At 37.9% G+C, this 23221-nt stretch carries 16 protein-coding genes; 12 read left to right on the top strand and 4 right to left on the bottom strand.

Annotation, left to right across the window (positions count from 1 at the left end; translation table 11 throughout):
- Window positions 1–264: 264 nt before the first annotated feature.
- Entirely contained in the window at window positions 265–1320 is a 1056-nt protein-coding gene (locus tag J2S08_RS02735) for a 2,3-butanediol dehydrogenase (protein ID WP_307226427.1), read from the top strand.
- A 547-nt stretch (window positions 1321–1867) separates the two neighbouring features.
- Here J2S08_RS02735 and J2S08_RS02730 read toward each other — a convergent pair.
- Entirely contained in the window at window positions 1868–2416 is a 549-nt protein-coding gene (locus J2S08_RS02730; protein WP_307226425.1) for a tubby C-terminal domain-like protein, read from the bottom strand.
- A gap of 168 nt (window positions 2417–2584) precedes the next feature.
- Here J2S08_RS02730 and J2S08_RS02725 point away from each other — a divergent pair, with 168 nt between their 5' ends.
- Both J2S08_RS02725 and J2S08_RS02720 read left to right on the top strand, forming a co-directional pair.
- Entirely contained in the window at window positions 2585–3361 is a 777-nt protein-coding gene (locus J2S08_RS02725; RefSeq protein ID WP_307226424.1) for an enoyl-CoA hydratase-related protein, read from the top strand.
- A gap of 484 nt (window positions 3362–3845) precedes the next feature.
- A complete protein-coding gene (locus tag J2S08_RS02720; protein ID WP_307226422.1) occupies window positions 3846–5108 on the top strand; it encodes a M48 family metallopeptidase in 1263 nt (420 codons plus the stop codon).
- A 54-nt stretch (window positions 5109–5162) separates the two neighbouring features.
- Here the strand turns inward: J2S08_RS02720 and J2S08_RS02715 are convergent, their stop codons facing one another.
- A complete protein-coding gene (locus J2S08_RS02715) occupies window positions 5163–5420 on the bottom strand; it encodes an IDEAL domain-containing protein (RefSeq protein WP_307226421.1) in 258 nt (85 codons plus the stop codon).
- A gap of 457 nt (window positions 5421–5877) precedes the next feature.
- Here J2S08_RS02715 and J2S08_RS02710 point away from each other — a divergent pair, with 457 nt between their 5' ends.
- The gene (locus tag J2S08_RS02710) at window positions 5878–6459 is read left to right on the top strand and encodes a competence protein ComK (RefSeq protein WP_307226419.1); all 582 of its coding nucleotides are present in this window, start codon (window positions 5878–5880) and stop codon (window positions 6457–6459) included.
- Window positions 6460–6986: 527 nt separating this feature from the next.
- Here J2S08_RS02710 and J2S08_RS02705 read toward each other — a convergent pair.
- On the bottom strand, window positions 6987–7361 hold the full coding sequence (locus J2S08_RS02705; RefSeq protein WP_307226417.1) for a hypothetical protein: 375 nt from the start codon (window positions 7359–7361) through the stop codon (window positions 6987–6989).
- A 392-nt stretch (window positions 7362–7753) separates the two neighbouring features.
- On the opposite strand from J2S08_RS02705, the gene J2S08_RS02700 reads away from it, so the two are divergent.
- From J2S08_RS02700 to J2S08_RS02670, 7 genes are all read left to right on the top strand, one after another.
- Window positions 7754–9739 (top strand): S9 family peptidase, encoded by a 1986-nt coding sequence (locus J2S08_RS02700; RefSeq protein WP_307226590.1) that lies wholly within the window; start codon window positions 7754–7756, stop codon window positions 9737–9739.
- A 152-nt stretch (window positions 9740–9891) separates the two neighbouring features.
- Window positions 9892–10446: a signal peptidase I gene (gene lepB / locus J2S08_RS02695; RefSeq protein WP_307226414.1), complete on the top strand. Its 555-nt coding sequence runs from the start codon at window positions 9892–9894 to the stop codon at window positions 10444–10446.
- Window positions 10447–10928: 482 nt separating this feature from the next.
- A complete protein-coding gene (locus J2S08_RS02690; protein WP_307226412.1) occupies window positions 10929–12059 on the top strand; it encodes a C45 family autoproteolytic acyltransferase/hydolase in 1131 nt (376 codons plus the stop codon).
- A gap of 415 nt (window positions 12060–12474) precedes the next feature.
- A complete protein-coding gene (gene fabG / locus J2S08_RS02685; protein WP_307226410.1) occupies window positions 12475–13215 on the top strand; it encodes a 3-oxoacyl-ACP reductase FabG in 741 nt (246 codons plus the stop codon).
- Window positions 13216–13653: 438 nt separating this feature from the next.
- Window positions 13654–17154 carry a helicase-exonuclease AddAB subunit AddB gene (addB, locus tag J2S08_RS02680; protein ID WP_307226408.1) on the top strand — a complete coding sequence of 1167 codons (3501 nt, stop codon included), beginning with the start codon at window positions 13654–13656 and terminating at the stop codon, window positions 17152–17154.
- A complete protein-coding gene (gene addA, locus J2S08_RS02675; RefSeq protein ID WP_307226406.1) occupies window positions 17132–20956 on the top strand; it encodes a helicase-exonuclease AddAB subunit AddA in 3825 nt (1274 codons plus the stop codon). The genes addB and addA overlap by 23 nt, the downstream gene beginning before the upstream one ends.
- 114 nt (window positions 20957–21070) lie before the next feature.
- Window positions 21071–21787, top strand: coding sequence for a FadR/GntR family transcriptional regulator (locus tag J2S08_RS02670; RefSeq protein ID WP_307226404.1), 717 nt, complete (start codon window positions 21071–21073; stop codon window positions 21785–21787).
- Window positions 21788–21858: 71 nt separating this feature from the next.
- Here the strand turns inward: J2S08_RS02670 and J2S08_RS02665 are convergent, their stop codons facing one another.
- Window positions 21859–22227: a VOC family protein gene (locus tag J2S08_RS02665; protein ID WP_307226403.1), complete on the bottom strand. Its 369-nt coding sequence runs from the start codon at window positions 22225–22227 to the stop codon at window positions 21859–21861.
- Window positions 22228–22471: 244 nt separating this feature from the next.
- On the opposite strand from J2S08_RS02665, the gene J2S08_RS02660 reads away from it, so the two are divergent.
- On the top strand, window positions 22472–23188 hold the full coding sequence (locus tag J2S08_RS02660; protein WP_307226401.1) for a (Fe-S)-binding protein: 717 nt from the start codon (window positions 22472–22474) through the stop codon (window positions 23186–23188).
- Window positions 23189–23221: the final 33 nt, after the last annotated feature.

Here is a 23221-nt window from a genome sequence, read left to right as displayed (position 1 = left end):
GATCTTATTCTGAATATAAATACTGGCCTCTGTTCGAATTTAACCATTCAGGGGATAACAAATGTTGATTTATGAATAATAGGTTTTCTAATAAAAACAAAACCTTTTTATCCAAGATATTGCCATAGATCGACGATACTTAGAACAGAAAATCTACTATAATAGAGACAGAGTTAATTTTATATGGATTATCTCTTCTAATATTTCATAGTGGTTCAATATCTGTGCTGTATTTCTTAAACACAACTGAGAGGAGTCTTGACAATGAAAGCAGCAGTTTGGTATGAAGCTAAAGATATTCGGGTTGAGGAAGCTCAAGAACCCGTTGTTCGTCCTGGAACAGTTAAAATTCGTGTAGAATGGTGCGGCATTTGTGGTTCCGATTTGCATGAATACGCGGCAGGGCCAATTACGATTCCAGTAGGGAATCCACATCCTTTAACAGGAGTGAAAGCTCCAGTTATTATGGGACATGAGTTCGCTGGACAAGTTATTGAAGTCGGTGAAGGGGTTGAACGGATTAAAGTTGGGGACAGAGTTTGTGTAGAACCAATTATAAATTGCGGTACATGTTCATCTTGTCGAAAAGGCTTATACAACATTTGTGAAAATCTCGGTCTCCATGGTATGTCTGGCGACGGCGGTGGCTTCTCAGAGATGACAGTAGTGAAAGAGCATATGGTTCACAAAATTCCTGACAATATGTCTTATGAACAAGGAGCTTTAGTTGAACCAGTAGCTGTAGCACTTCATGCTGTACGCCAAAGTAAAGTGAAAGCAGGAGATACTTGTGTTGTATTCGGCTTAGGACCGATCGGTTTAGCTATCCTTCAATGTTTAAAAGCAGCTGGAACAACTCGGATCGTTGCTGTGGATATTTCAGAGGAGCGTAGACAGAAAGCGTTAAGTCTAGGAGCAACCCATGCTGTGAATCCAATCGAGCAGGAAGTAGCAGGGTTTGTTCGTGAATTGACTGGAAGTGGAGCAGATGTATGCTTTGAAGTAGCAGGAGTAGAACCAACGCTTGCTAGCGCAGTTGATAGTGTCAAAGTGGACGGTCAGGTCATTATTGTCAGCTTATGGGAACGGAATCCTGCTATCAATTTGAATGCACTTGTCTTTAAAGAAATTGATATTAAAGGAACGATATGCTATCGAGACATTTTCCCTGCGGTGATCGATATGATTGCTAGTGGTACGTTAGAGTCTGAGAAACTTATTACTAGCAAAATAAAAATTGATGACATTACTGAAAAAGGCTTTGAAGCATTGCTTAAAAATAAGAATGAAATTAAAATATTGGTTAACCCGAAAGCGTAAGAAATTTATCCCACATCTAACTGGCAGTAAGACCCCCACCTCAAGGTAAGAGGAATCGAAGAAGTCTAGTTGGGGGATAACTGAAAGTCAAATGTCCGATTGGTTCGGGCCGACAGGATGTCGGTCACAAAGGCGTTGCAACAGGACGTTGCGATCTTAGCCTTTGTTCTACTTCTTATCAGTGGGGGATGAGAGAATACCCCCACTGATGGAAGTTTCACTTTATTTTAAGCTATAGAGCAACTGCCTGAATAGGGCTATGCTCTATGGCTTTTTGTGTACTGACTGCTGAGGCTTTTAAAGCAATACCAGCTGTACAATACAAGGAAAACCTGAATATCATTAGAATATTTGTCATAATCAAATACATTATCAAGGTAAAAGAAACCAAGATATAACCTTCTCCATCGGTTTCATTGGAGATTCAGAAACCAATTTGTCTTGGATACTATCGGGTAACACTCGTAAACCAGAGGTTGAGAATATTTGTCTGCAACGATTGTTTAAAATACTGCCCCTGCTTTCTTCCCTAACACCATCCACTTATTCAATTTTTATAGGTTAAAAACATCGTATAGTATATCGCCGCAATTTCTACTTCTTTAACAATATCAGTATTTAGTTTTATTTCTAACCCGGTAGGCATCATTTTTATTTTTGTAATCTCTGCAAGCACTTCTTTTGTATCGTGGTAAGAAACGATAGCCGTTCGATTTAATATATCTTTTTTCCACAGAATTTCTCTATTATTTTGATGGTATAAAAAACGAGGATTTGTACTAACCTTTGTTATATCTTCTAGTAAATATATTTTTTCCTCTGTCCCATTATGAATAACTACATCCCACTTCATCTTGCGCAAATTTTCTCGAAACGATTTTTCTGTAATGCTCACTTTAAAGGAAGGACGTTCTCCATATACGTTTACCTTTTCGAATAAATGATCAACTAATGGCGTTGCAGTCAGTATTTTTTGGATTGGATGTTTATAGCATCTTTGAATATAAGCGTTGTTTTTTTCTCCTTGATGGTCAAAGATATGTATTTTATTAGAAGATAAATTACTGATAGGAAGGTTTAAAAAATATGTGGTCATTTGCAACTCACCAATCCTTTCGAACTGTTGTGACTATGTACTTGTTGAATACGGAAATAAACGCAAAAAGTTTCAACTTAACATTAAAATAAACATAAATGAAAGGGTTTTCAATAATCATTATAGAAATAGATAAAGATATTGACGATAAAAGGGTTGGTGACAAAGTTGAAAACGATTTTATTAGAGCATAAAAAACAAATCGCAATAGTGGAGATTAATCGGCAGAATGCGTTAAATGCACTTAATTATCATACGTTGTGTGAATTGGAAAGTATCATCGAGACTTTACGGGTTCATCAGGATGTTCGGGTTGTGATTATTAAAGGAGCTGGTGATAAAGCATTTAGTGTTGGAGCTGATTTAAAGGAACGGAGGTCGTTAAGCGAGCAAGAGGTAAAGAGAAATGTGCTGAAAATAGGTGAGGTATTTTCAGCTGTGGAGGCATTGCCTCAGCCAACAATTGCAGCATTGAATGGGCATGCATTTGGTGGGGGGATGGAGCTGGCACTTGCCTGTGATTTTCGGATTGCAGCAGAGGAAGCATGGATGGGCTTGACAGAAACGAGTCTTGCAATCATTCCAGGTGCAGGTGGAACACAGCGTTTGCCAAGATTAATCGGTGAAGCAAAAGCGTTGGAGTTAATCTTAACAGCAAAAAGAATGACTGCCCAAGAAGCATATCAATATGGAATTATCACAAAAGTAGTCAAGCAAGCAGCTTTGATGGATACTGTTATGGAACTGAGCGAGCGCATCCTAGCCAATGGCCCGATTGCAGTGCAGCAAGCAAAATTTGCAATTAAAAATGGGATGAATACTGATTTGCATACAGGGCTAGCAATTGAGCGGAAAGCTTATGAAATCACGATTCCAACTGAAGATCGTGTCGAAGCGCTTCAGGCTTTTAATGAAAAAAGAAAACCAAATTTTAAAGGGCGTTGATTGTATGGAAGTCGGCTCAAGACGATGTTTTGGGCCGCCTTCTTTATTAGCAATCTTGATTTGTACATTCTTGTATGTCTGATTAGAATGGCCACTGCTTTTTTTTGCAGATGCGCTTTGTATCATGATAAAAATGGTTCAGCAACAAATGAGGCAAAACTTATCCAAAAGATACAGAGTATAGATGAAAAGCTTGCATGAAATGTTCTAACATTTAGTGTGATTGATACTAATTGAAATAAGGAATATTATTTGTTGACATTGGAAGAATAAGGATATGGAGTATGCTTACTAAAAAAATTGATCGCTTGTTGAAGAGAAAGCTTGTTTATTAAAGAATAAGTTAGGATTGTTGTAATAAGAAACCACTTCTCCACCAATACGCTTGATAAATAAGGTTCTATTTTCTTTTTGCAGTTACTACATTTGTATTATGGAGGTTGTTCAACATCATTCATTCAAGCTTAGAAGGGGGAACAGATGCATGAAGAAATGGACTTTTCGAGCCTTATTTGCATATATTTTATTTGGTGTAATGATTTATATTTATCTGTTTTATCTAGCAGGCAGCGGTGTACCAGATGTTTTTCGAGGGACGAGCGCCGATCCAACGACATTTATGAGTGGAAAAGAACTTTTATTAAGCGAAGAGTATTCAAAAATTCGCAACTTGCTCTTCTTTTTATCTACTCCATATGAATGGCTGCTTTATTTTTTTCTACTTCTTTTTGGCGTTTCTCGGCTGTTGGAACGGTGGGGTGGATCTATCTCGCATTTTTCAATTGTACAAACAGCTATTTATGTTTTTTCGTTTTCTTTTATTGTCTTTGTTATTCAATTTCCGTTCCGATATCTTTCTTATTATTTCTCAAGTAAATATGGAATTTCTACTCAAGTTTTTTCCTCCTGGATGAAGGATGGAATGATTGATTTTTGGGTGAATTTTGTGACCATGCTCATTATTGTGGCTGTTCTTTATGCTCTTATGCGGCGCTTCCAAAAAAGATGGTGGTTATTCGCCTGGCTGCTTTCTGTTCCTTTTATGATTTTTATGATGTTCATAAAGCCAGTATTAATTGATCCACTTTATAACGATTTTTACCCATTGAAAGATAAAGAGTTGGAACAAAAAATTTTAGCGCTTGCTGATGAAGCAAATATTCCAGCTGAACATGTGTATGAAGTAGATATGTCAACAAAAACAAATGCGATGAATGCATATGTAACTGGAGTAGGGTCAAATTCACGCATTGTATTGTGGGATACGACGCTTGAACAGTTAAATGATGAAGAAATATTGTTTATTATGGCACATGAGATGGGGCATTATGTGGAAAAACATATTTATGTAGGGATTGGCGGTTATCTCTTGCTTACATTTATTGGATTGTGGCTTACTGCGAAAATAATGAATAGAACGGTGCGTATTCATGGGGATCGATTGAAGATTACCGGAGTTTCAAGCATCAGTTCATTGCCGCTCATCTTGCTTATCACTTCTATACTACTATTTGCAGCGAGCCCATTAAGCAATTGGGCATCACGATATCAAGAAATGAGGGCAGATCGATATGCGATTGAATTGACAGTGGATAAGAAAGCGGGAGTATCATCTTTTCAAGCATTGACAAAAGCAGGATTAAGCCAAGTTCATCCGCCCTTTTTAGTGAAAATATTTCGTTATGGCCATCCAACGATGCTTGAACGAATACAAATGATTGAAGCATACCCAGTTGATCATGATTAACAGAACAATAAAGAGTCGTGACACTTGTAGGTGCACGACTCTTTATTATATTTTTTAAAGCGAATCCGCCTTTTGGTTATTATTGTTCTCCAGCAAGTTGTTAAGCTTAGCTGAAAGTGCCATAAACGCATCAAAATCTTTTTCATCTAGCGCTAGATCAATCTTGTGAAGAAGCGCATCTTTTTGCTTTTCTAATAAAATGTTATTTAACAGCCTATCTATGTAAGCCTCAACTGTTAATGTTTTTTCCGCTTGGTTTTGACTCATCTCATATTCTTTCATCAATTCTTTATAGGATTTTTTATTTTCCATTGATGATCACCTCGGAAACTTTTTTTTATTATACCCTATTTAATGAAAAATAACAACAGAATTATACTAATTTTCAGATAAGGGAACGAAAAGCAAAAGATGAATGTGATGCGGTTTCTTACCCAATAATGAAGCATGATGACATTGATTTCTTGCAGCAGAAAAAATTTTATGCAATTTAAAAAGAAAATGTTCATTTTTGAGACAAGGGTTTTTTCATAACGAATGAGCTCGTCCATACTAATAGAGAAATCTTTATCTATATCAAAAAGCATATATAATGAATCGTTAAATAGACCTACTTCATCTATTTGTTATGTTACATTAAAAATCTATAAGCATTGATAAATAAAGGACAGAGGGCAATATTCTGATTGTTTAGATAAAAAAAGAGACAAAATAATAGTTCTATGGTATCATGTTGGTGGTTTCAAAAAGCGTAGAAAGGAGATAGAAAATGAAAACTAGTAGAAAAGAAAGCATGAGGATAATTGAAGAATATGAAATTAATCCAGAAACGATGGCTATTCTTCCTTTCCAATATGGCACGAAAATCTACTCGAAAGTAATTGAAGTGAACAATCAATTTATTTCACCGTTTAAGCCACTAGCCATTATCAAAAAAAGTTGTGAGTTTTTTGGCTCTTCTTATCCAGGTAGAAAAGAAGGAACGAAGCATTTGATAGGTGTGACACATAAATCACCCATTATAATAGATTCTCATACCCCTATAATTGCTTTGCCCACTACATCACCGTCTAACCTCGAATGTATTTGGCTGCTATTTGTTCATATTGCTCACTTTGAAAAACAGGAATCAGGTACGACAGTCGTCGTTTTCCGCAATAATCAAAAATTAGTGATTCCAATTTCCAAAAATTCCTTTAATAATCAAATGTCAAGAGGATCAAGACTGCAAGTTAAATTCATGCAAAATATGGAATATATGGAGCAGAAATATATAAAAAAATCAATATATCTCTGGCCTAAAAAAGCATCAGAAAGAAGAGGTATATATGATACAGAAGATGAAAGTTGATTTCTAAGTGATTTTGAAGTAGTGCCTCTATAGATAAAATTCCTTAAATATATGACAGAAAAACAGAATAAACATTCCCTTCCTAAAAATATGTCAGGATATAGATCGTAAGTAGGAAGGGGATGTTTTTTTATCCCACATCTAACTGGCAGTAAGCCCCCCACCTAAAAGAGTAAGAGGAATCAGAAGCGCTAGGTGTGGGATAACTGAAAGTCAAATGTCCGATTGGTTCGGGCCTACAGGATAAGGAAAGCTTCTTGAATCAACATCGCACGAAGAAAAAGTGAACTTCTTTTTCGAGGACGTAGGTCACTCAAGCGTTGCGACTGGACGTCGCGCTTTTAGCTTTGAGATCCTTTGTATGGGGGATGAGAGAAAACCCCCACTGATGGAACTTTCACTTTATCATCTAAATAATCGAAGTCTAAGTGCTTAGCAGTTCTTTGTTTCCTCGAAGTTTAGTCACTTTTAAAAAATCTTCGCTGACTATTTCGGAGAACTCAAAACTTTTTGAAGTCAATCTGCCATCAAGTAGTGTCATGAGTAGAGAATCGTTCATATAAATAATATCGCATTATTTCTTCAGTACGGTTGCGAAGACGGGGATTAAAATAATGCTGCTGCTCTTGATAGCCTTTATAGAAAAATAAATATATCGTAAATGTTCCACTAGATTTAATGTGTTTTACTTTCATCTGTTCTTCTTTCATATAGCGTTTTATTTTTGCTAGTTCTTTTTGAATCGTAATAATCGCTGCTTCTATTAAGTCTACATATGGTTGTTTTAATTTGAATGGAACTCTTTCTATCATAAGTAAATCTCGGTTTAAAACAGTAAGAACAAGGGGCAAATAAATGGCTTGCTCTAAAATTTTTTGATCTTTTTCCGGTATCCTTAACATCTTTAGTTATTTCCTTCCCTGAAAGAACGTTTGTTCTATCATTTTAAGTCATATAAAGAAAACTTATCAACTTAATGAACGTGCCAATTTATCCCAAATAAACGTTTCCTTCTTTCTAGAGGATGTTTCGTTTTTGATTGGGTTTTAGTTGAGTAACTAGTAAGAATTTTGAACATATTGAAGAAGATGATTTTTTTCTAAAACAGCAGGAAAATTTATTTTGGGTGTCGAAATATATGTAAAGAAGAAGTTACATGATCCGCATAGAAGGCAGATACGAATGACTTCATTTCCAGCGCTTTTGAAAAGTATCATATAAAGAAAGAAGTACACGATGGATACATAAAAATGCTAAACTTTTTAGAAGCGCGATTCAAAAAAGAAAGGTGATCATAATGGAGAAAAAAGGTTTGCAACCGGAAGATTTATATGAATTAAAATCTGTCGTCGACCCTCGCTTATCCCCAGATGGGAAAGGCACAGTCTATGTCCAAACCCATATTGACAAGGAAAAAAATGAATATGTATCTAATTTATTTTACATAAGCTCGGAAGATAAAAAAGTGTCGCAATGGACTTATGGAGATTATCAAACTAATAGTCCCCGCTGGTCTCCAGATGGAAAACAGCTCGCTTTTGTTTCGACAAGAAATGGGAAACCACAAATTTATGTATTACCTACTATGGGCGGAGAAGCAAAGCAAGTTACCTATTGCAAACATGGTGCGGCAAATCCAGTTTGGTCTCCATGTGGAGAAAAAATAGCTTTTTCAGTGACGATTGGAAAGAATGAAACAATTCATGATGTAGAGACGAAAGAGCAGCAAGACAATGAATTAAAGCCATTAGAAGTAGAAAAAATGAAATATAAATCAGATGCCGGCGGATTTCTTAATTTGGACAATCGTTCCCAAATTGGGATTTACAATCTGGAAACAGATGAGTTGACACAAGTGACAGAGGGAGACCATCACTTCCAACTTCAATCATGGTCTCCAGATGGAAAGTATCTTGTATATACTGCAGATCTCTCAGAGGATACAGATTTTTCATTTATGTCTGATGTATATTTATACGAATTTGCAACAGCAAAAGCAAAAAAGCTCACAACAGGAACAGGCTCGTTCGGTGAAGCAACTTGGTCGCCGAATAGCCGCTACGTGTCTTTAATTGGAAGTGAGCGCGAGTTTAAAAATGCTACTCATACGAAGATTTGGATTTATGACCTCAAAGAGCAAACAATGCAATGTACGACAAGCGATTTAGATGCTCCGATTGGCGACTATGCGATTGGCGATTTTCAACAAGGAGCAGTGACGCAAGGTGTACAGTGGGCAGCGGATAACGAAAGCTTTTACTTTCTTGTGACAGATCAAGGCAGTACGGCTATTTACTATGGAAATATATCTGGTGAATTGTATCCAGCTTTATTGGATAAACAACATGTTTACGGCTTTTCACTTGCAAAAGATGGTTCTGAAGCGATCGTTGCGATAAGCAAGCCAACTGAGCCTGGTGAATTATATCATTTAAACATATCAACTGGGGAACTAGAGCAGTTGACGAATGTGAATGAAGCATTTTTAGCGAAAAAAGAATTATCTGCCCCAGAAGAGCTTCGCTTCGAAGGTGCAGAGGGATGGGAAGTTCATGGCTGGCTTATGAAGCCAATCGGTTTTGAAGAAGGAAAAAAATATCCGCTCATATTAGAAGTTCATGGCGGCCCACATGCGATGTATGCTAATACGTATTTTCATGAATTTCAAACGTTAGCTGCAAAGGGATATGCAGTTCTATATGTGAATCCACGTGGCAGCCATGGTTATGGGCAAAAATTTGTTAATGCTGTTCGCGGTGATTATGGCGGCAATGATTATCAAGACTTGATGTGTGCAGTAGATTATGCCCTTAGAAATTATGATTTTATTGATGAAGATCGCTTAGGTGTTACAGGCGGCAGTTATGGCGGATTTATGACGAATTGGATTGTCGGTCATACAAATCGCTTTAAAGCTGCAGTGACACAACGTTCAATCTCTAATTGGATTAGTTTCTATGGGGTTAGTGATATCGGCTATTACTTCACAGAGTGGCAAATTCTTGCTGATTTAACCGATCTTGATACTTTATGGAAGCATTCACCGTTAGCTTATGCTGATCAAATAGAAACGCCGTTATTAATTTTACACGGTGAAAAAGACTATCGTTGTCCAGTTGAACAAGCTGAACAGCTGTTTATTCGTTTAAAGCAGCAAAAGAAAGAGACAAAATTTATTCGCTTTCCAGAATCAAATCACGAACTATCAAGAAGTGGAAAACCGACACTAAGAATCAAGCGTTTAGAATATATCAAAGATTGGTTTGTAACATATCTGTAAAATAGCAAGTTAAGAAATTTTGTTATGCTGATGATGTAGCCAATTGTGTTGATGAACAAGACAAGTTTAAGTCCCTGTTCTTTGGTGAACAGGGACTTTTCTACAGCGTTGAAATTTTTTACACAGTATAAACTAGTTAGGAGGAATGTTGCATGGATGAAAATTGGAAAAAGGAAGGCTTTGAATGGTTAAAAGCAATCGTGATTACTCTTATCATTTTTGTTGTTATTCAAACATTTTTCTTTACTAATTATCAAGTGAAAGGACAGTCAATGGATCCTACACTCCACGATGGGAATAAACTCTTTATTAATAAAATAGGCTATCAACCAGCAAAACTAAAACGCTTTGAAGTCATCGTTTTTCATGCGAATGATAAAGATGATTATGTAAAAAGAGTAATTGGATTACCAGGAGATACGATTGAGTATAAGGATGATGTTTTGTATATAAATGGAACTAAAGTCGAAGAACCGTATCTTGAAAAACAAAAACAGCAGCTTCATGGAGAAAAATTGACTGGTGATTTTACACTCTTTGAATTAACTGGTGAAGACAGAGTACCAGAGGGAAAGATATTTGTCATTGGTGATAATCGCCTAAAAAGTACAGATAGCCGCCACTTAGGTTTTTTTGACCTTGACAGTGTTGTAGGGAAGGTGAATCTTCGTTATTGGCCTATACAGGAATTTGGCTTTCGTTTTTAACTAGTCTTCGCTCTGAAAGCTATTTTGAACTTTCCTAAAAACAGTTTCGCAATGATGCATGTGGGACTGTTTTTTTTCTAGTTAAAAAAGCAAAAAAAATGAAAGCGCTTGCTTTTTTAAGTGGATTTCCGAAAAGAATTCTCCCACTTCAATCAGACCGCAAGGCCGATAAGTGGTGAGTAGTTCACAGGTTTGGATATTATCATAATAAGATTAAAACTCTAGTCACCTATTATACAATCAGGCAGTATTCCTTATGGCAGTGGTTAATTGAAAATACTTTATAAATTTGTTTTCTTTTAAATTTTTAATTTGATAATATTGGAAGGAGAATAAAAAGAAGGGATAGAATACGATGAAAAGGTATTATTTTTGATTTTGATGTAACTTTAGCAAATATTTTATCAATTTTTGTTATTTTATACTTCAGAATAGTTTTAAAAAATTAAATCTAATAAACTTAGATGGAAAGGTTGATTATCATGGAAAATAACGATCAAAAAGAACCGATGATTTTTGATATTCATGTCACAGAAGGAACACACTATGAGGTAGGGAAACAACGAGCGATTACATTTAAGAAACATTATCCGGAGGATATTGCCTACTATATCAATCCTTTGGAAGGGCGGGATTTTCTCCCTGCGGCAGAGGCTCATAAAAGAATGATGATGATTGATAAAATATGCCCCGGGTTTACAGATGAAATACAGGGATTTGCAGATGAAGTAAATATCGAAGCTGAAAAGATCCTCTGCTACGCCAACTCGTTCCATGACTCACCGAATTGCTGTCAATTCGCTATTCTTCCTTCAAATACAAGTGATGGACATTTTTACGTTGGCAGGAGTTATGAGTATTTTGTAAGGGATGAGAGAAGTTTGTGTATTACCCGTGTAAAGGGAAAACCAAAACATATGGGTTTCTCGTTGCAAAATGCAGGTCGAATGGATGGTATGAATGAATACGGACTCGTGGTTTCCATGTCGAGTACCGCATATTTAAAACCTCTGGCAGGGTATGGATGTGAGTTCTGGATCGCCATTCGGGCAATTTTAGATCGATGCAAAGATGTATATGAAGCTCAATGCCTGCTTGAAGAGATGCCTTTATGCACTAATGCGAATATTCTGGTGGCAGATGCCTCTAATAATGTATCCATCTTCGAAATTGCCAGCTTTTCTGAACACAAGAAAAGAATTGCCGTACGTAAACCGGTGGGAGGCCTAATCGTTTCTACCAATCACTATGTGAGTCACGAAATGGAAGAATTCGATGAACATCATTTTTGGCACTCGGAAATGCGTTATTCCGCTGTCTGGAATACTTTATTGCGGGAATCACCAAACCTTGATGATGAAAAGATTAGAAACTTACTTTCAACGAAGTATCCCTTTGGCCCATGCTGCCACTTTTATTCAAGTGGAATGGGCACGCTTAGAAGTATGATATTTGATATAACGGATAAGAAATTGAAGGTAAGTCTTGGCCCTCCCGATATGAATCCATGGTATGCTGTTGATTTTGATGAGCCGGTAGGAATGAAGGAAATTGTTTGTGAGTATGAAAATGTGATTATCGATAATCCGGAACAATTTTGGAGAGAAATGTAATATGACTTATCCAGTAGAATTCAGATAATAAGAAGCATTCTACTGGATTTATAAATGTGTATCTGATTTATCTTGAATAACATCCCACATAAAAAAGAAATAGTTCCTAGAAAAATATATTATCATTAATAGAAGTACTAAAGGTTTTTTTGTTTAATATTTTCCATTATTAATTCACCTCTATTTGTAAATTTTCATTAAGCTTAAGTAGATTTTCGTGAAGAATAGCTGTTATTTTAAAGTTTCATGTGCAAAATATTACCTAAAATAAGTGTAAAATAAAGACAAAAGTGACATTAATTCAGTGTTTGCTGCTTGATTTTTCTATTGGGATAGCATCTAGCATATTTTCAATGAGAGCTGGAGAACAATTCCATTTTCTTGAATGGTATATAGAAAAAGGAGGGAAAAAGTCATGAGATTAAAAGATAAAGTGACAATCATTACAGGAGCCGCTAATGGTATTGGTTTTGCAGCTGCCAAGCGGTTTGCTGAAGAAGGTGCGAAAGTCGTGCTTGCTGATGTCGATCAAGTTCAAGGGAAGAGCAGTACAAAACATTTGCAAGCAGCTGGATATGAAACAATATTTTTTCCCGTTGATGTTGCAAAACGAGCAAGCGTAGATAAAATGGTGCAACAGGTTTTGTCAGTGTATGGGGCTGTGGATGTCCTTGTTAATAACGCTGGTATTACAAAAGATGCAATGCTCGTGAAAATGACAGAAGAGGACTTTCAAAAGGTACTCGATGTTAATATAACCGGTGTATTTCATTGTACACAAGCAGTTACTCCTCATATGATCGCGAAAGGGAGAGGAAAGATCATTAACACGTCCTCTGTCAGTGGAATTTATGGCAATGTTGGACAAACAAATTATGCGGCTGCAAAAGCAGCAATTGTCGGTATGACAAAAACGTGGGCGAAGGAGCTCGGCCGAAAGGGCATCAACGTAAATGCTGTCGCACCAGGGTTTACCGAAACGAGCATGGTAGCGGGTGTCCCTGATAAAGTCATTCAACAATTAAAAGCAGCGGTGCCGATGCAGCGATTAGGGAAACCAGCAGATATCGCAAATGCCTATTTATATTTGGCGTCAGATGAGGCTGATTATGTAAATGGAACGGTTCTTCATGTCGATGGTGGAATGATGATGTAGCGATTGAATGCTGTGTTCTCCCCTGTTATAGGGAGGGTCATAGCATTCAAATAATAATAGTAAGCTTCTTATGAATCAAAAGACCGAAACGCATGGTCCTTACCTATGAGTTGTCTTCACGTCTAAAAAATGTACCCCCTTATAGATTATTAGTCAATGAATGCAAACCAATGCTTTGTTATAAACATCATAAAAAAGTTTCCGCCATTAAAAAAAAAGTATAAACTAGACAAGAAGTACATGTATAAGAGGAAATTAGTTTGATTTACGCTTCTAAAGGGTAAGATTGGATGGAACATTCGTTCTATTTTTGTGGTATGATGATATTAAAAAGTTGCTCGCCAATCGTTAAAAAATTACATAGTTAAATAGAAAGGAGGTGCGTCTGCTGATACAAGAGGGAGAATGCATCCCACTTGGATTTTCAGCAGAGTTTGCATGTCTGTTCGCTTTGTTATTGGTCGGGCTGGTACAGGAAAAACCGCTATATTTTTAGAAGAAATGAGGGATAAACTTCATCAAGACCCAAGCGGTTCCCCCATTATTTATTTAGTTCCCGATCAGATGACGTTTTTGTCGGAAACTCGCTTCATTCAACAACAATCGTTAGCTGGGATGATCCGTGCTCAAGTATTTAGCTTCCCCCGTTTGGCTTGGCGTGTTTTACAAGAGACAGGCGGTCTTGGGCGTATTCATTTATCTAGTGCTGGTTTAAATATGCTCATTCGCAAAGTGGTAGAAGATAAAAAAGGAGAATTAACAATATTTGGACGAGCAATCGATAAACCTGGCTTTATGGAACAAGTAGAAGAGATGTTTACAGATTTTAAACATTATTGTATAACGCCCGAACAGCTGCTAGAAAAACAACAAGAATTGGAGAAGAAGGCTGGATCTCGGGCACTTGCCGATAAATTGCATGATCTTGGAGTAATCTATCGTGAATTTGAAGCAAGATTGTTTGGAAAATACATAGATGCCAATGATTATTTGCGCTTGCTTGCTGAAGCGATTCCGAAGTCTTCATATTTACAGGATGCGGAAATATTTATAGATGGTTTTTACAGCTTTACACCGCAAGAATATATGATTATTGAAAGGCTGATGCAAACAAGTAAACGTCTTTCTTTTGCTCTAACCCTTGACCAGCCTTTTCACAGTACTGTTCCTGATGACTTGCACTTATTTCGTATGACTGGGGAAACAAATGCTATTTTAGTAGAAATGGCAAAGCGTAATGGAGTGAAGATTGAAGCTGATCTGTGTTTAAATCAGCCGTTTCGTTTCTCTCATGGGAGTTTGCGGCATTTAGAATCGCAACTTGAAACAAGGCCTGTTCAAGTATATAAAGGGGCCGCAGCAGTTTATTTGCAGCAAGCAAGCAATAGGCGTGCAGAAGTCGAAGCAATTGCCCGGGAAATTCGTGAATTAGTGAGAACAAAAGGCTATCGCTATAAGGAAATAGCGATATTGGTACGAAATGGAAATGATTATTATCACTTTTTGGAAACGATTTTTTATGATTATGACATTCCATTATTTATTGATCAAAAGCGTCCTATGTTCCATCATCCACTGATTGAATTCATTCGCTCTACATTAGAAATCATTAATAGTCATTGGCGCTATGAACCTATTTTTCGAGCGATTAAAACAGGTCTTCTTTTCCCATTATCTAGTAATAGTAAAGAATTGCGAGAAAAAATGGATCAGCTTGAAAACTATGTGCTCGCATATGGGATAAAAGGAGACCACTGGGTTAAAAAAGAAAAATGGCACTATCGGCGGTTTCGCGGTCTTTCTTTAAACGAAGGTGTTCAAACAGATGAAGAAAAGCAAAAAGAAGAGACGATCAATGAATTGCGGCAAATGGCTGCAGAGCCGATTTTACGATTTGCCTCTCAAGTGAAAAAAGCCAAGACTGTCCGTGATGTATGCGAGGTACTGTTTACTTTTTTAGAAACTTTAGACATTCCAGCCAAGCTCGAGGCATTGCAGGAAACTGCTGAAAAAGAAGGCAGGCTCCTGGCAGCTAGAGAGCATAGCCAAGCATGGAACGCAATTGTTGATTTACTAGATCAATATGTAGAAGTGCTTGGAGATGAAATAATTTCATTTCAGGATTTTGCCCTTTTTCTTGACGCAGGCCTTGAATCACTCAAATTTTCGCTCGTGCCGCCTGCCCTAGATCAAGTGCTCGTAGCTGATTTGGAAAAATCGCGGCTTTCCAATATTAAGGCTGCGTTTGTTATTGGGATAAATGATGGTGTTCTGCCTGCTAAGATGATGGATGACGGTGTTTTGGCTGACGATGATCGCAGCCTCCTAATTCATAAAGGCTTATCAATTGCGCCAAGTAGTAAAATGAAACTATTAGATGAAGCGTTTATTGCATACTGTGCTTTTACAATTGCATCAGAGCTTATGTATTTTTCTTATCCATTGGCAGATGAAGAGGGAAATGCTTTGCTGCCTTCTCCTTATATCCAAAGAGTGAAGGAGCTGTTCCCGATGATGAAAGAGAAGATAGCGGCAAATGATCCTGCAGAATTAATGGAGCATGATCAGCTTGACTATATCTCACATCCTAATGCAGCGATTGCATACGTATCTGCCCAGCTTCAATTAAAGAAACGCCGATATCCTGTTGCTGATTTTTGGTGGGATGTGTATAATTTTTACCTCGAAAATCCAGAGTGGAAACGGCGCTCAATGAACGTGTTCTCCAGCTTGTTTTATCAAAATAAAGCCAAAAAAATTGCACCGTCAACGAGTAAAGCATTATATGGAGATGACATTCTAGCGAGCGTGTCGAGGATGGAGCTTTTTCATAGCTGTCCATTCTCCCATTTTGCAACCTATGGACTACAGCTGCGAGAAAGAGAAATCTATCGTCTTGCTGCACCAGATATTGGCGAGCTTTTCCATAGTGCGCTTGAATGGATTGGGAAAGAAGTAGATAAAAGAAAAATAGCATGGGCGTCGCTTACAAAGGATCAATGCACATATTTGGCAAAAGAAGCAATTACTTTTTTAGCACCAAAGCTGCCGATCTTACTAAGCTCGAATCGATATCGGTATGTGACCTATAAGCTCGAACAAATTGTTCGGAAAGCGTCTCAAGTTTTAAGCGAGCATGCGAAAGTGAGTGGTTTTCATCCAATTGGAATGGAAGTTGATTTTGGCCCAAATGGGACATTGCCCCCATTTCATTTTAGATTGAAAAATGGTGCAACTATGAAACTGAGAGGCAGGATTGATCGTGTCGATCAAGCTAAAAATGAACAAGGAACATATTTGCGTGTGATTGATTTTAAATCAAGTACAAGAGAGGTAGATGTAACAGAAATATATTATGGGATTTCTTTACAAATGCTCACTTATTTAGACATGGTTATTACCCATGCAAACATCCTAGTTGGAACAGAGGCTTCTCCTGCAGGTGTTTTATATTTCCATCTTCACCATCCGATTGTGAAAAGCAATCAGTTGTTGACAATGGATGAAATTGAAGATGAAATCATGAAAAGCTTCAAGATGAAAGGACTATTGCTTCAAAATGAAGAGGTCGTGAAACTGATGGATAAAACATTAGAAAATGGCTCTTCGCATGTTGTATCTGCAGGCTTGAAAAAAGACGGGACATTTACAGCTCGTTCACGAGTGGTGGCAGAAGAAGATTTTACTGCGATAAGAGGCTATGTGAGAAAGCTGTATGAAAAGGCTGGAAACGATATTGTATCGGGAGTGGCTGATATTTCCCCATATCGTCTGCAAAACAGAACACCTTGTCAGTTTTGTGCTTATCAGCCTGTATGTCAATTTGATCAATCATTAGAAGAAAATCATTTTCGGATGATTTCTCCTCAAAATGAAGCTGACATTCTGGAGCGGATGCGAAAGGAGGAAATGGATCATGAAGACGGTTATTCCAGCTAAACAGAAGGACGCCGCCTGGACGGATGGCCAGTGGAAAGCAATCAAAGCTAAAGGTCAAGATATTTTAGTTGCTGCTGCCGCTGGTTCTGGGAAGACTGCTGTACTTGTTAATCGCATCATTGAAAAAATACTGGATGAAGACCATCCTCTTGATATTGATCGTTTATTAGTGGTGACATTCACGAATGCTTCAGCAGCAGAAATGCGTCATCGCATTGGGGAAGCTTTGGAAGCTGCAATCAGAAAACAGTCTGATTCTCACCATCTGCGCAGGCAGCTTGGCTTACTAAATAAAGCAATGATATCAACTTTGCATTCCTTTTGTCTCAATGTCATTCGGAAATATTATTATTTGCTTCATATTGATCCGGGTTTCCGAATTGCAGATGATACGGAAATAGCTTTGCTGCGCGACGAAGTATTAGACGATGTATTAGAGGAAGAATATGGGGCGGAGGATCATCAAGCTTTTTATCGCCTTGTTGATACATTTACAAATGATAGAAGTGATGCAGCACTCGAGGATTTGATTCATCGTTTATACGATTTTTCCCGTTCCCATCCACAGCCGGACAAATGGTTGGACAAGCTTGTGGAAATGTATGATGTTGATGAAACGATGAACATCGAAGATCTGCCTTTTATGGAAGGGCTGCACCTTGATATTCAATTGCAGCTTGATGGTGCGAAAGCACTATTGGAAGAAGCATATGAGATGGCGCAGCTTCCAAGCGGCCCGGCGCCGCGGGCTGAAAATTATTTAGATGATCTTGCTATTATTGAAAAGCTCCACCGTGCTAAGGAGGAGTCATGGCAAGCGTTCTATAAAGAAATGAACAAATGGTCTTTTTCGAGAGCAAAAGCGTGTCGAGGAGATGCATTTGATCAAGCTTTAGTGAAGGAAGCCGATCAATTGCGCAAGAATGCCAAGGCAATGCTGGAGAAATTGAAAAAAGAACTCTTTTCTCGGAGTCCTGAAGGGTTTTTACAGGATATGCAGGAAATGAAAGAGGTATTGGCATCATTAGTGATGCTCGTCAAAAAATTTGCGGTTCGTTTTCAAGAAATGAAAATCGAAAAAGGGATTGTTGACTATGCAGATTTAGAACATTATACCTTGGAAATTCTTGCTGATATGAATCAATCGTCTGCGCATATTCAGCCTTCTGATGCAGCACTTAGTTATCGGGAGCTATTTACCGAAGTACTTGTCGATGAGTATCAGGATGTAAATTTGGTGCAAGAAACGATTTTGCAGCTTGTAACGGCTGACAGTGAGACAGATGGAAATTTATTTATGGTTGGCGATGTCAAACAATCGATTTATCGTTTTCGTTTGGCAGAGCCGAATCTATTTTTAACGAAGTACCGCCGCTTTAACAGTGAAGGTGATCAGACTGGACTTCGCATTGACTTATCTAAAAACTTTCGCAGCCGTTCAGAAGTATTAGCTGGCACTAACTATATTTTTAAACAGTTAATGGGTGAAAATGTTGGTGAAATGGCTTATGACCAAGATGCCGAGCTCGTCAAAGGCGCTGCTTATCCTGAGACGGAACCATATCCAATTGAAGTAGCGTTGATTGATCAAGCGGATGATGTAATAGAGGCGAATGATTTTGAAACAAGCGAAGCAACTGACTTTCATAAACAGGAGCTTGAACAGTCTCAGTTGGAGGCAAGATATATTGCAAACAAGATTAAACGTTTGATAGCTGAAAAAACACCGATTTATCAGCCAAAAACGAATAGCTTCCGGCCGATTCAATATAAAGATATCGTCATTTTATTGCGTTCGATGGCTTGGACGCCGCAAATAATGGAAGAATTGAGACATGAAGGCATTCCCGCTTATGCTAATTTATCAACAGGATATTTTGATGCAACTGAAGTTTCTATTATGCTGTCATTATTACAAGTGATTGACAATCCTTATCAAGATATTCCGTTGGCAGCTGTTTTGCGTTCTCCGATTGTTGGATTAGATGAAGAGGATCTGGCAACGATTCGTTTGCATTCTCGGCAGGCAACTTACTACGAAGCGCTTAAACGATTTTTAGAACAGACACCTGCGAATGAACAGAATAACTTGTACGAAAAGGTAGTCCTTTTCTTTGAGCTTCTTGATGAATGGCGTGATTTAGCGAAAGAAGGTGCACTGTCTTCATTGATTTGGCAGCTATATCGGGATACACGATTTTACGATTTTGTAGGCGGTCTGCCAGGAGGAAAGCAGAGACAGGCTAATTTACGCGCTTTATATGATCGGGCACGACAATATGAAGCAACTTCATTCCGAGGGTTATTTCGCTTTCTTCGTTTTATTGAAAGAATGCGGGAGCGAGGAAGTGATTTAGGGGTTGCTCGTGCTTTAAGTGAACAAGAGGATGTTGTACGGCTAATTACCATACACTCTAGTAAAGGATTAGAATTTCCAGTTGTTTTTATTGCTGGACTTGGCCGTAAATTTAATATGATGGATTTAAATAATGCTTATTTATTAGATAAAGAGTACGGTTTCGCTAGTAAATATGTGAATCCTGAAAAGCGCATTACGTATCCATCTCTTCCGCAGCTTGCTTTTAAACGGAAACAAGCGTTGGAAATGCTAGCGGAAGAAATGCGTGTATTCTATGTTGCGATGACACGGGCGAAAGAAAAACTATATCTCATAGCCAGTGTAAAAAATATGGAAAAGGCAAAAAGTCAATGGTCAAGAGCCAAGAAGCAATCAGATTGGCTTTTATATGATTACACACGCTATAAAGCCAGATCTTATTTAGACTGGCTGGGCCCAGCACTTGTTCGTCATCAAGATTGTTATTTAATGCAAGATGAGAATGTTCCTTTAACACCGCTAGTCAAGGAGGAAATTGTTGCGCATGCGTCCTCATGGCAAGTTGAGGTTTTTCCATCATCTGCGTTCGAAATGTCTGAAACCGAAACAAGAGAAGATGACGCTGACTGGATGGAAGAGGTGCGCTTAGGGAAGGCAGTTGCGAAGGAATCAGAGAATAAAGCGGAAATATATGCTCGTTTAACATGGCAATATCCATTTATCGAAGAGGCAAAAATGCGCTCTAAACAGTCTGTCTCTGAAATAAAAAGATTATTTGAGGCCCGGGACGATGCGAGCAGTACAGAGCTTGTCCGCTCTTTTGAAAAGCCAATTTACCAACGGCCTCGTTTTATGCAAGCTAAGAAGCTTTCTCCAGCTGAACGTGGAACGGTGATGCATAGTGTCATGCAGCATATTTCTTTGCGGGATGTACCAACGAAGGCTTCTATTCGCCAATTATTAGAAGAGATGGAACGAAAGGAATTATTGACACCGGAACAAATCGCGTCGATCGATCCAAACGAGATCATTCAATTTTTTGACACGGACATCGGGAAACGAATGTTGACAGCACTAAAAGTGCATCGTGAAGTTCCTTTTAGTTTAGGAGTGCCTATCGAAGCGCTGTATGCCAATCAGGAACTACTGCATGATCAAGAGGAAAACCTGTCGCCGTTTCTAGGCGTGCCAACGCACATAGACGATAAGATTCTTGTACAGGGCGTGATCGATTGTGTGATCGAAGATATTCATGGGATCATCTTACTTGATTATAAGACAGATAATATTCAAGAACGTTTCAAAGGCGATTTTAGACAAGCTCAACCAGTATTAGAAAATCGTTATCGTGTTCAACTGGCACTTTATAAGAAAGCATTGACACAGATATGGAAAAAACCGGTTTTTGAAACATATTTATATTTTTTTGATGGAGGACATTTATTGAAATTATCGGATAGATAAGAAAAAGAGAAATATCTTCATTATCTTCGCGTTTCAAGGATCTTATGGGTAAGTTTTCCATCTAATTTTCACTCAGTTCATATCAATTATTTTGCAGAAATGAGGTGAACGACAGTGAAGTACAAACGAATAAAACCGAAAAAAATTTATGAAGAAGTGGCCGAAACGATCTTAGCGATGATCAAAGAAGGGCAACTTAAGCCGGGTGATAAACTCGTCTCTGTTGAACAGCTGGCGGAAAATTTTCAGGTTGGGCGTTCAGCGATTCGTGAAGCATTGAGCGCTTTGCAGGCAATGGGATTAGTGGAAATGAGACAAGGAGAAGGAACGTTTGTCCGTCAATTTGATGCCTCACTCCTTTCACTTCCAATACGATCTGCTGTTCTGATGAACAAGCAAGATATTCAGCATTTGTTAGAGGTAAGAAAGATTTTAGAAGCTGGTGCCGTCATAGCGGCAGCAGAGAGACGCACAGAAGTTGATTTGCGAAAAATGGAAAAAGTGCTGCAAAGTATGAAAGATCCAAACGGCGAACAGGATGAATTAGGAGAAAATGCTGATCTTGCTTTTCATCTCGCTATTGCTGAAGCTTCTCACAATCCACTTTTAATCCACTTGATGCGCAATGTTTCTGAAATGACGGTTGAAACGATGAGAGAAACACGCAGAATTTGGATGCATGCCGATCATACTGCAGCAGATCAGCTTTATGATGAACATCAACAATTATTTAATGCCATTAAAAAGAAAGACGGAAATCTGGCACAACAATATTTACTTCATCATTTGCATCATGTTGAACAAGTGTTGAAAGATTACTTAAAGCAATAATAACCAAAGCTTATTACAACTCACTTTTTGAACACTCCCGATTCTTTAGCTTGTTTTTCAGTTCGGGAGTGTTACTCTTGCTTTTTTTTAGTCTGATTCAAATATTCGAAAAAACCAAGACGATTTCCCCATGGATCAGTAAAAGTACACCATTTAACCGGAACTTCTTCTCTTGAATAGATGACAAAGTTCTCGACATTTAATTTTTTTGTTATCCGTTCTCGTTCTGCTTCTATATCCACAACACTAGACCGAATTGGGCCGCTATCTTTTGCCGGTACTCCTTCAGCTACTTGCAGCCAACATCCAGGGATAATCTCCCATTCTGCAAACCCTTCGTGTGGTATAAAATCAGGTTCCTTATGAAGTAATGTTTGATACCATCTTTGTCCTTTTTTTATATCTTTGACACGTACTTGAACTGTTATTTCTCCGATCAATCGTTTCCACTCCTTCACCTCATTTTATTATATCATAATCAATTGAATAATAAGGAATATTCAGATATAGTTGAATAAATAATACATCAGATGACCTGTTGAATTTTTAAATGATATTTTTAAGTAGTTTACTCTGCTTTCATACATAGACATTGTATTGAATGAAGAGCGATGGATCTTATACTCTTAATAAAAATTGGTCATACGGCGAAGAGATAAAAAAGTAGGAAAGGGCTGAGCAAAATTGAAGGTGAGTTTATTTGCGACCTGCCTTGTTGATTTATTTGAAACAAATGTCGGAAAAGCTGCGGTTGTTTTATTAGAGAGATTAGGCTGTGAAGTTTCTTTTCCTTCAGCACAAACTTGCTGTGGACAGCCTGCTTATAATAGCGGCTATGTAAAGCAATCAAAGGAAGCGATGAAACGAATGATGGAAGCTTTTGAGGATGCCAATTATGTTGTAGCACCATCTGGCTCCTGTGCTGCGATGTTTCAAGAATATCCGCGTATTTTTGCAGGTAACGGAAATTGGCAGAAACAAGCGGAAGCATTAGCGAAAAAAACGTACGAATTAACGCAATTTATTGTCCACGTGTTAAAAATTGAAAATGTAGGTGCCTCGTTATATGGGAAAGCAACTGTCCATCCATCCTGTCATATGACAAGACTGCTTGGGGTGAAAGAGGAAGCTTTGACATTATTAAGGAATGTAGAAGGATTAGAACTAATACCACTGCCGAAAAGCTACCATTGCTGCGGTTTTGGCGGAACCTTTGCAGTGAAAATGGAACATATATCGGAGCAAATGGTAGAGGAGAAGGCAGCACATGTCGAATCAACAAATGCTGATTTTTTAATTGGAGCTGATAGCGGCTGCATGATGAATATAAGAGGAAGAATGGAGCGAAAAGGAACGAAAATGAAGGTGATGCATATTGCTGAAGTACTAATCAGTCAGTAACTGCCTTTTAAGGGATACGTACTAATAGCTGAC

The sequence above is a fragment of the Bacillus chungangensis genome (assembly GCF_030812995.1).
Taxonomy (GTDB): Bacteria; Bacillota; Bacilli; order Bacillales; family Bacillaceae_C; genus Bacillus_CF; species Bacillus_CF chungangensis.
The sequence above is the reverse complement of the archived record's forward strand: the minus strand, read 5'-3'. Positions and strand labels throughout refer to the sequence as shown.

What these genes read in the sequence shown, in the direction of transcription:
- J2S08_RS02735 (WP_307226427.1), top strand. Translation starts at nt 265, where the DNA reads ATGAAAGCAGCAGTTTGGTATGAAGCTAAAGATATTCGGGTTGAGGAA.
- J2S08_RS02730 (WP_307226425.1), bottom strand. Translation starts at nt 2,416, where the DNA reads ATGACCACATATTTTTTAAACCTTCCTATCAGTAATTTATCTTCTAAT.
- J2S08_RS02720 (WP_307226422.1), top strand. Translation starts at nt 3,846, where the DNA reads ATGAAGAAATGGACTTTTCGAGCCTTATTTGCATATATTTTATTTGGT.
- J2S08_RS02715 (WP_307226421.1), bottom strand. Translation starts at nt 5,420, where the DNA reads ATGGAAAATAAAAAATCCTATAAAGAATTGATGAAAGAATATGAGATG.
- J2S08_RS02710 (WP_307226419.1), top strand. Translation starts at nt 5,878, where the DNA reads ATGAAAACTAGTAGAAAAGAAAGCATGAGGATAATTGAAGAATATGAA.
- J2S08_RS02705 (WP_307226417.1), bottom strand. Translation starts at nt 7,361, where the DNA reads ATGTTAAGGATACCGGAAAAAGATCAAAAAATTTTAGAGCAAGCCATT.
- lepB (WP_307226414.1), top strand. Translation starts at nt 9,892, where the DNA reads ATGGATGAAAATTGGAAAAAGGAAGGCTTTGAATGGTTAAAAGCAATC.
- J2S08_RS02690 (WP_307226412.1), top strand. Translation starts at nt 10,929, where the DNA reads ATGGAAAATAACGATCAAAAAGAACCGATGATTTTTGATATTCATGTC.
- fabG (WP_307226410.1), top strand. Translation starts at nt 12,475, where the DNA reads ATGAGATTAAAAGATAAAGTGACAATCATTACAGGAGCCGCTAATGGT.
- addB (WP_307226408.1), top strand. Translation starts at nt 13,654, where the DNA reads ATGTCTGTTCGCTTTGTTATTGGTCGGGCTGGTACAGGAAAAACCGCT.
- addA (WP_307226406.1), top strand. Translation starts at nt 17,132, where the DNA reads ATGAAGACGGTTATTCCAGCTAAACAGAAGGACGCCGCCTGGACGGAT.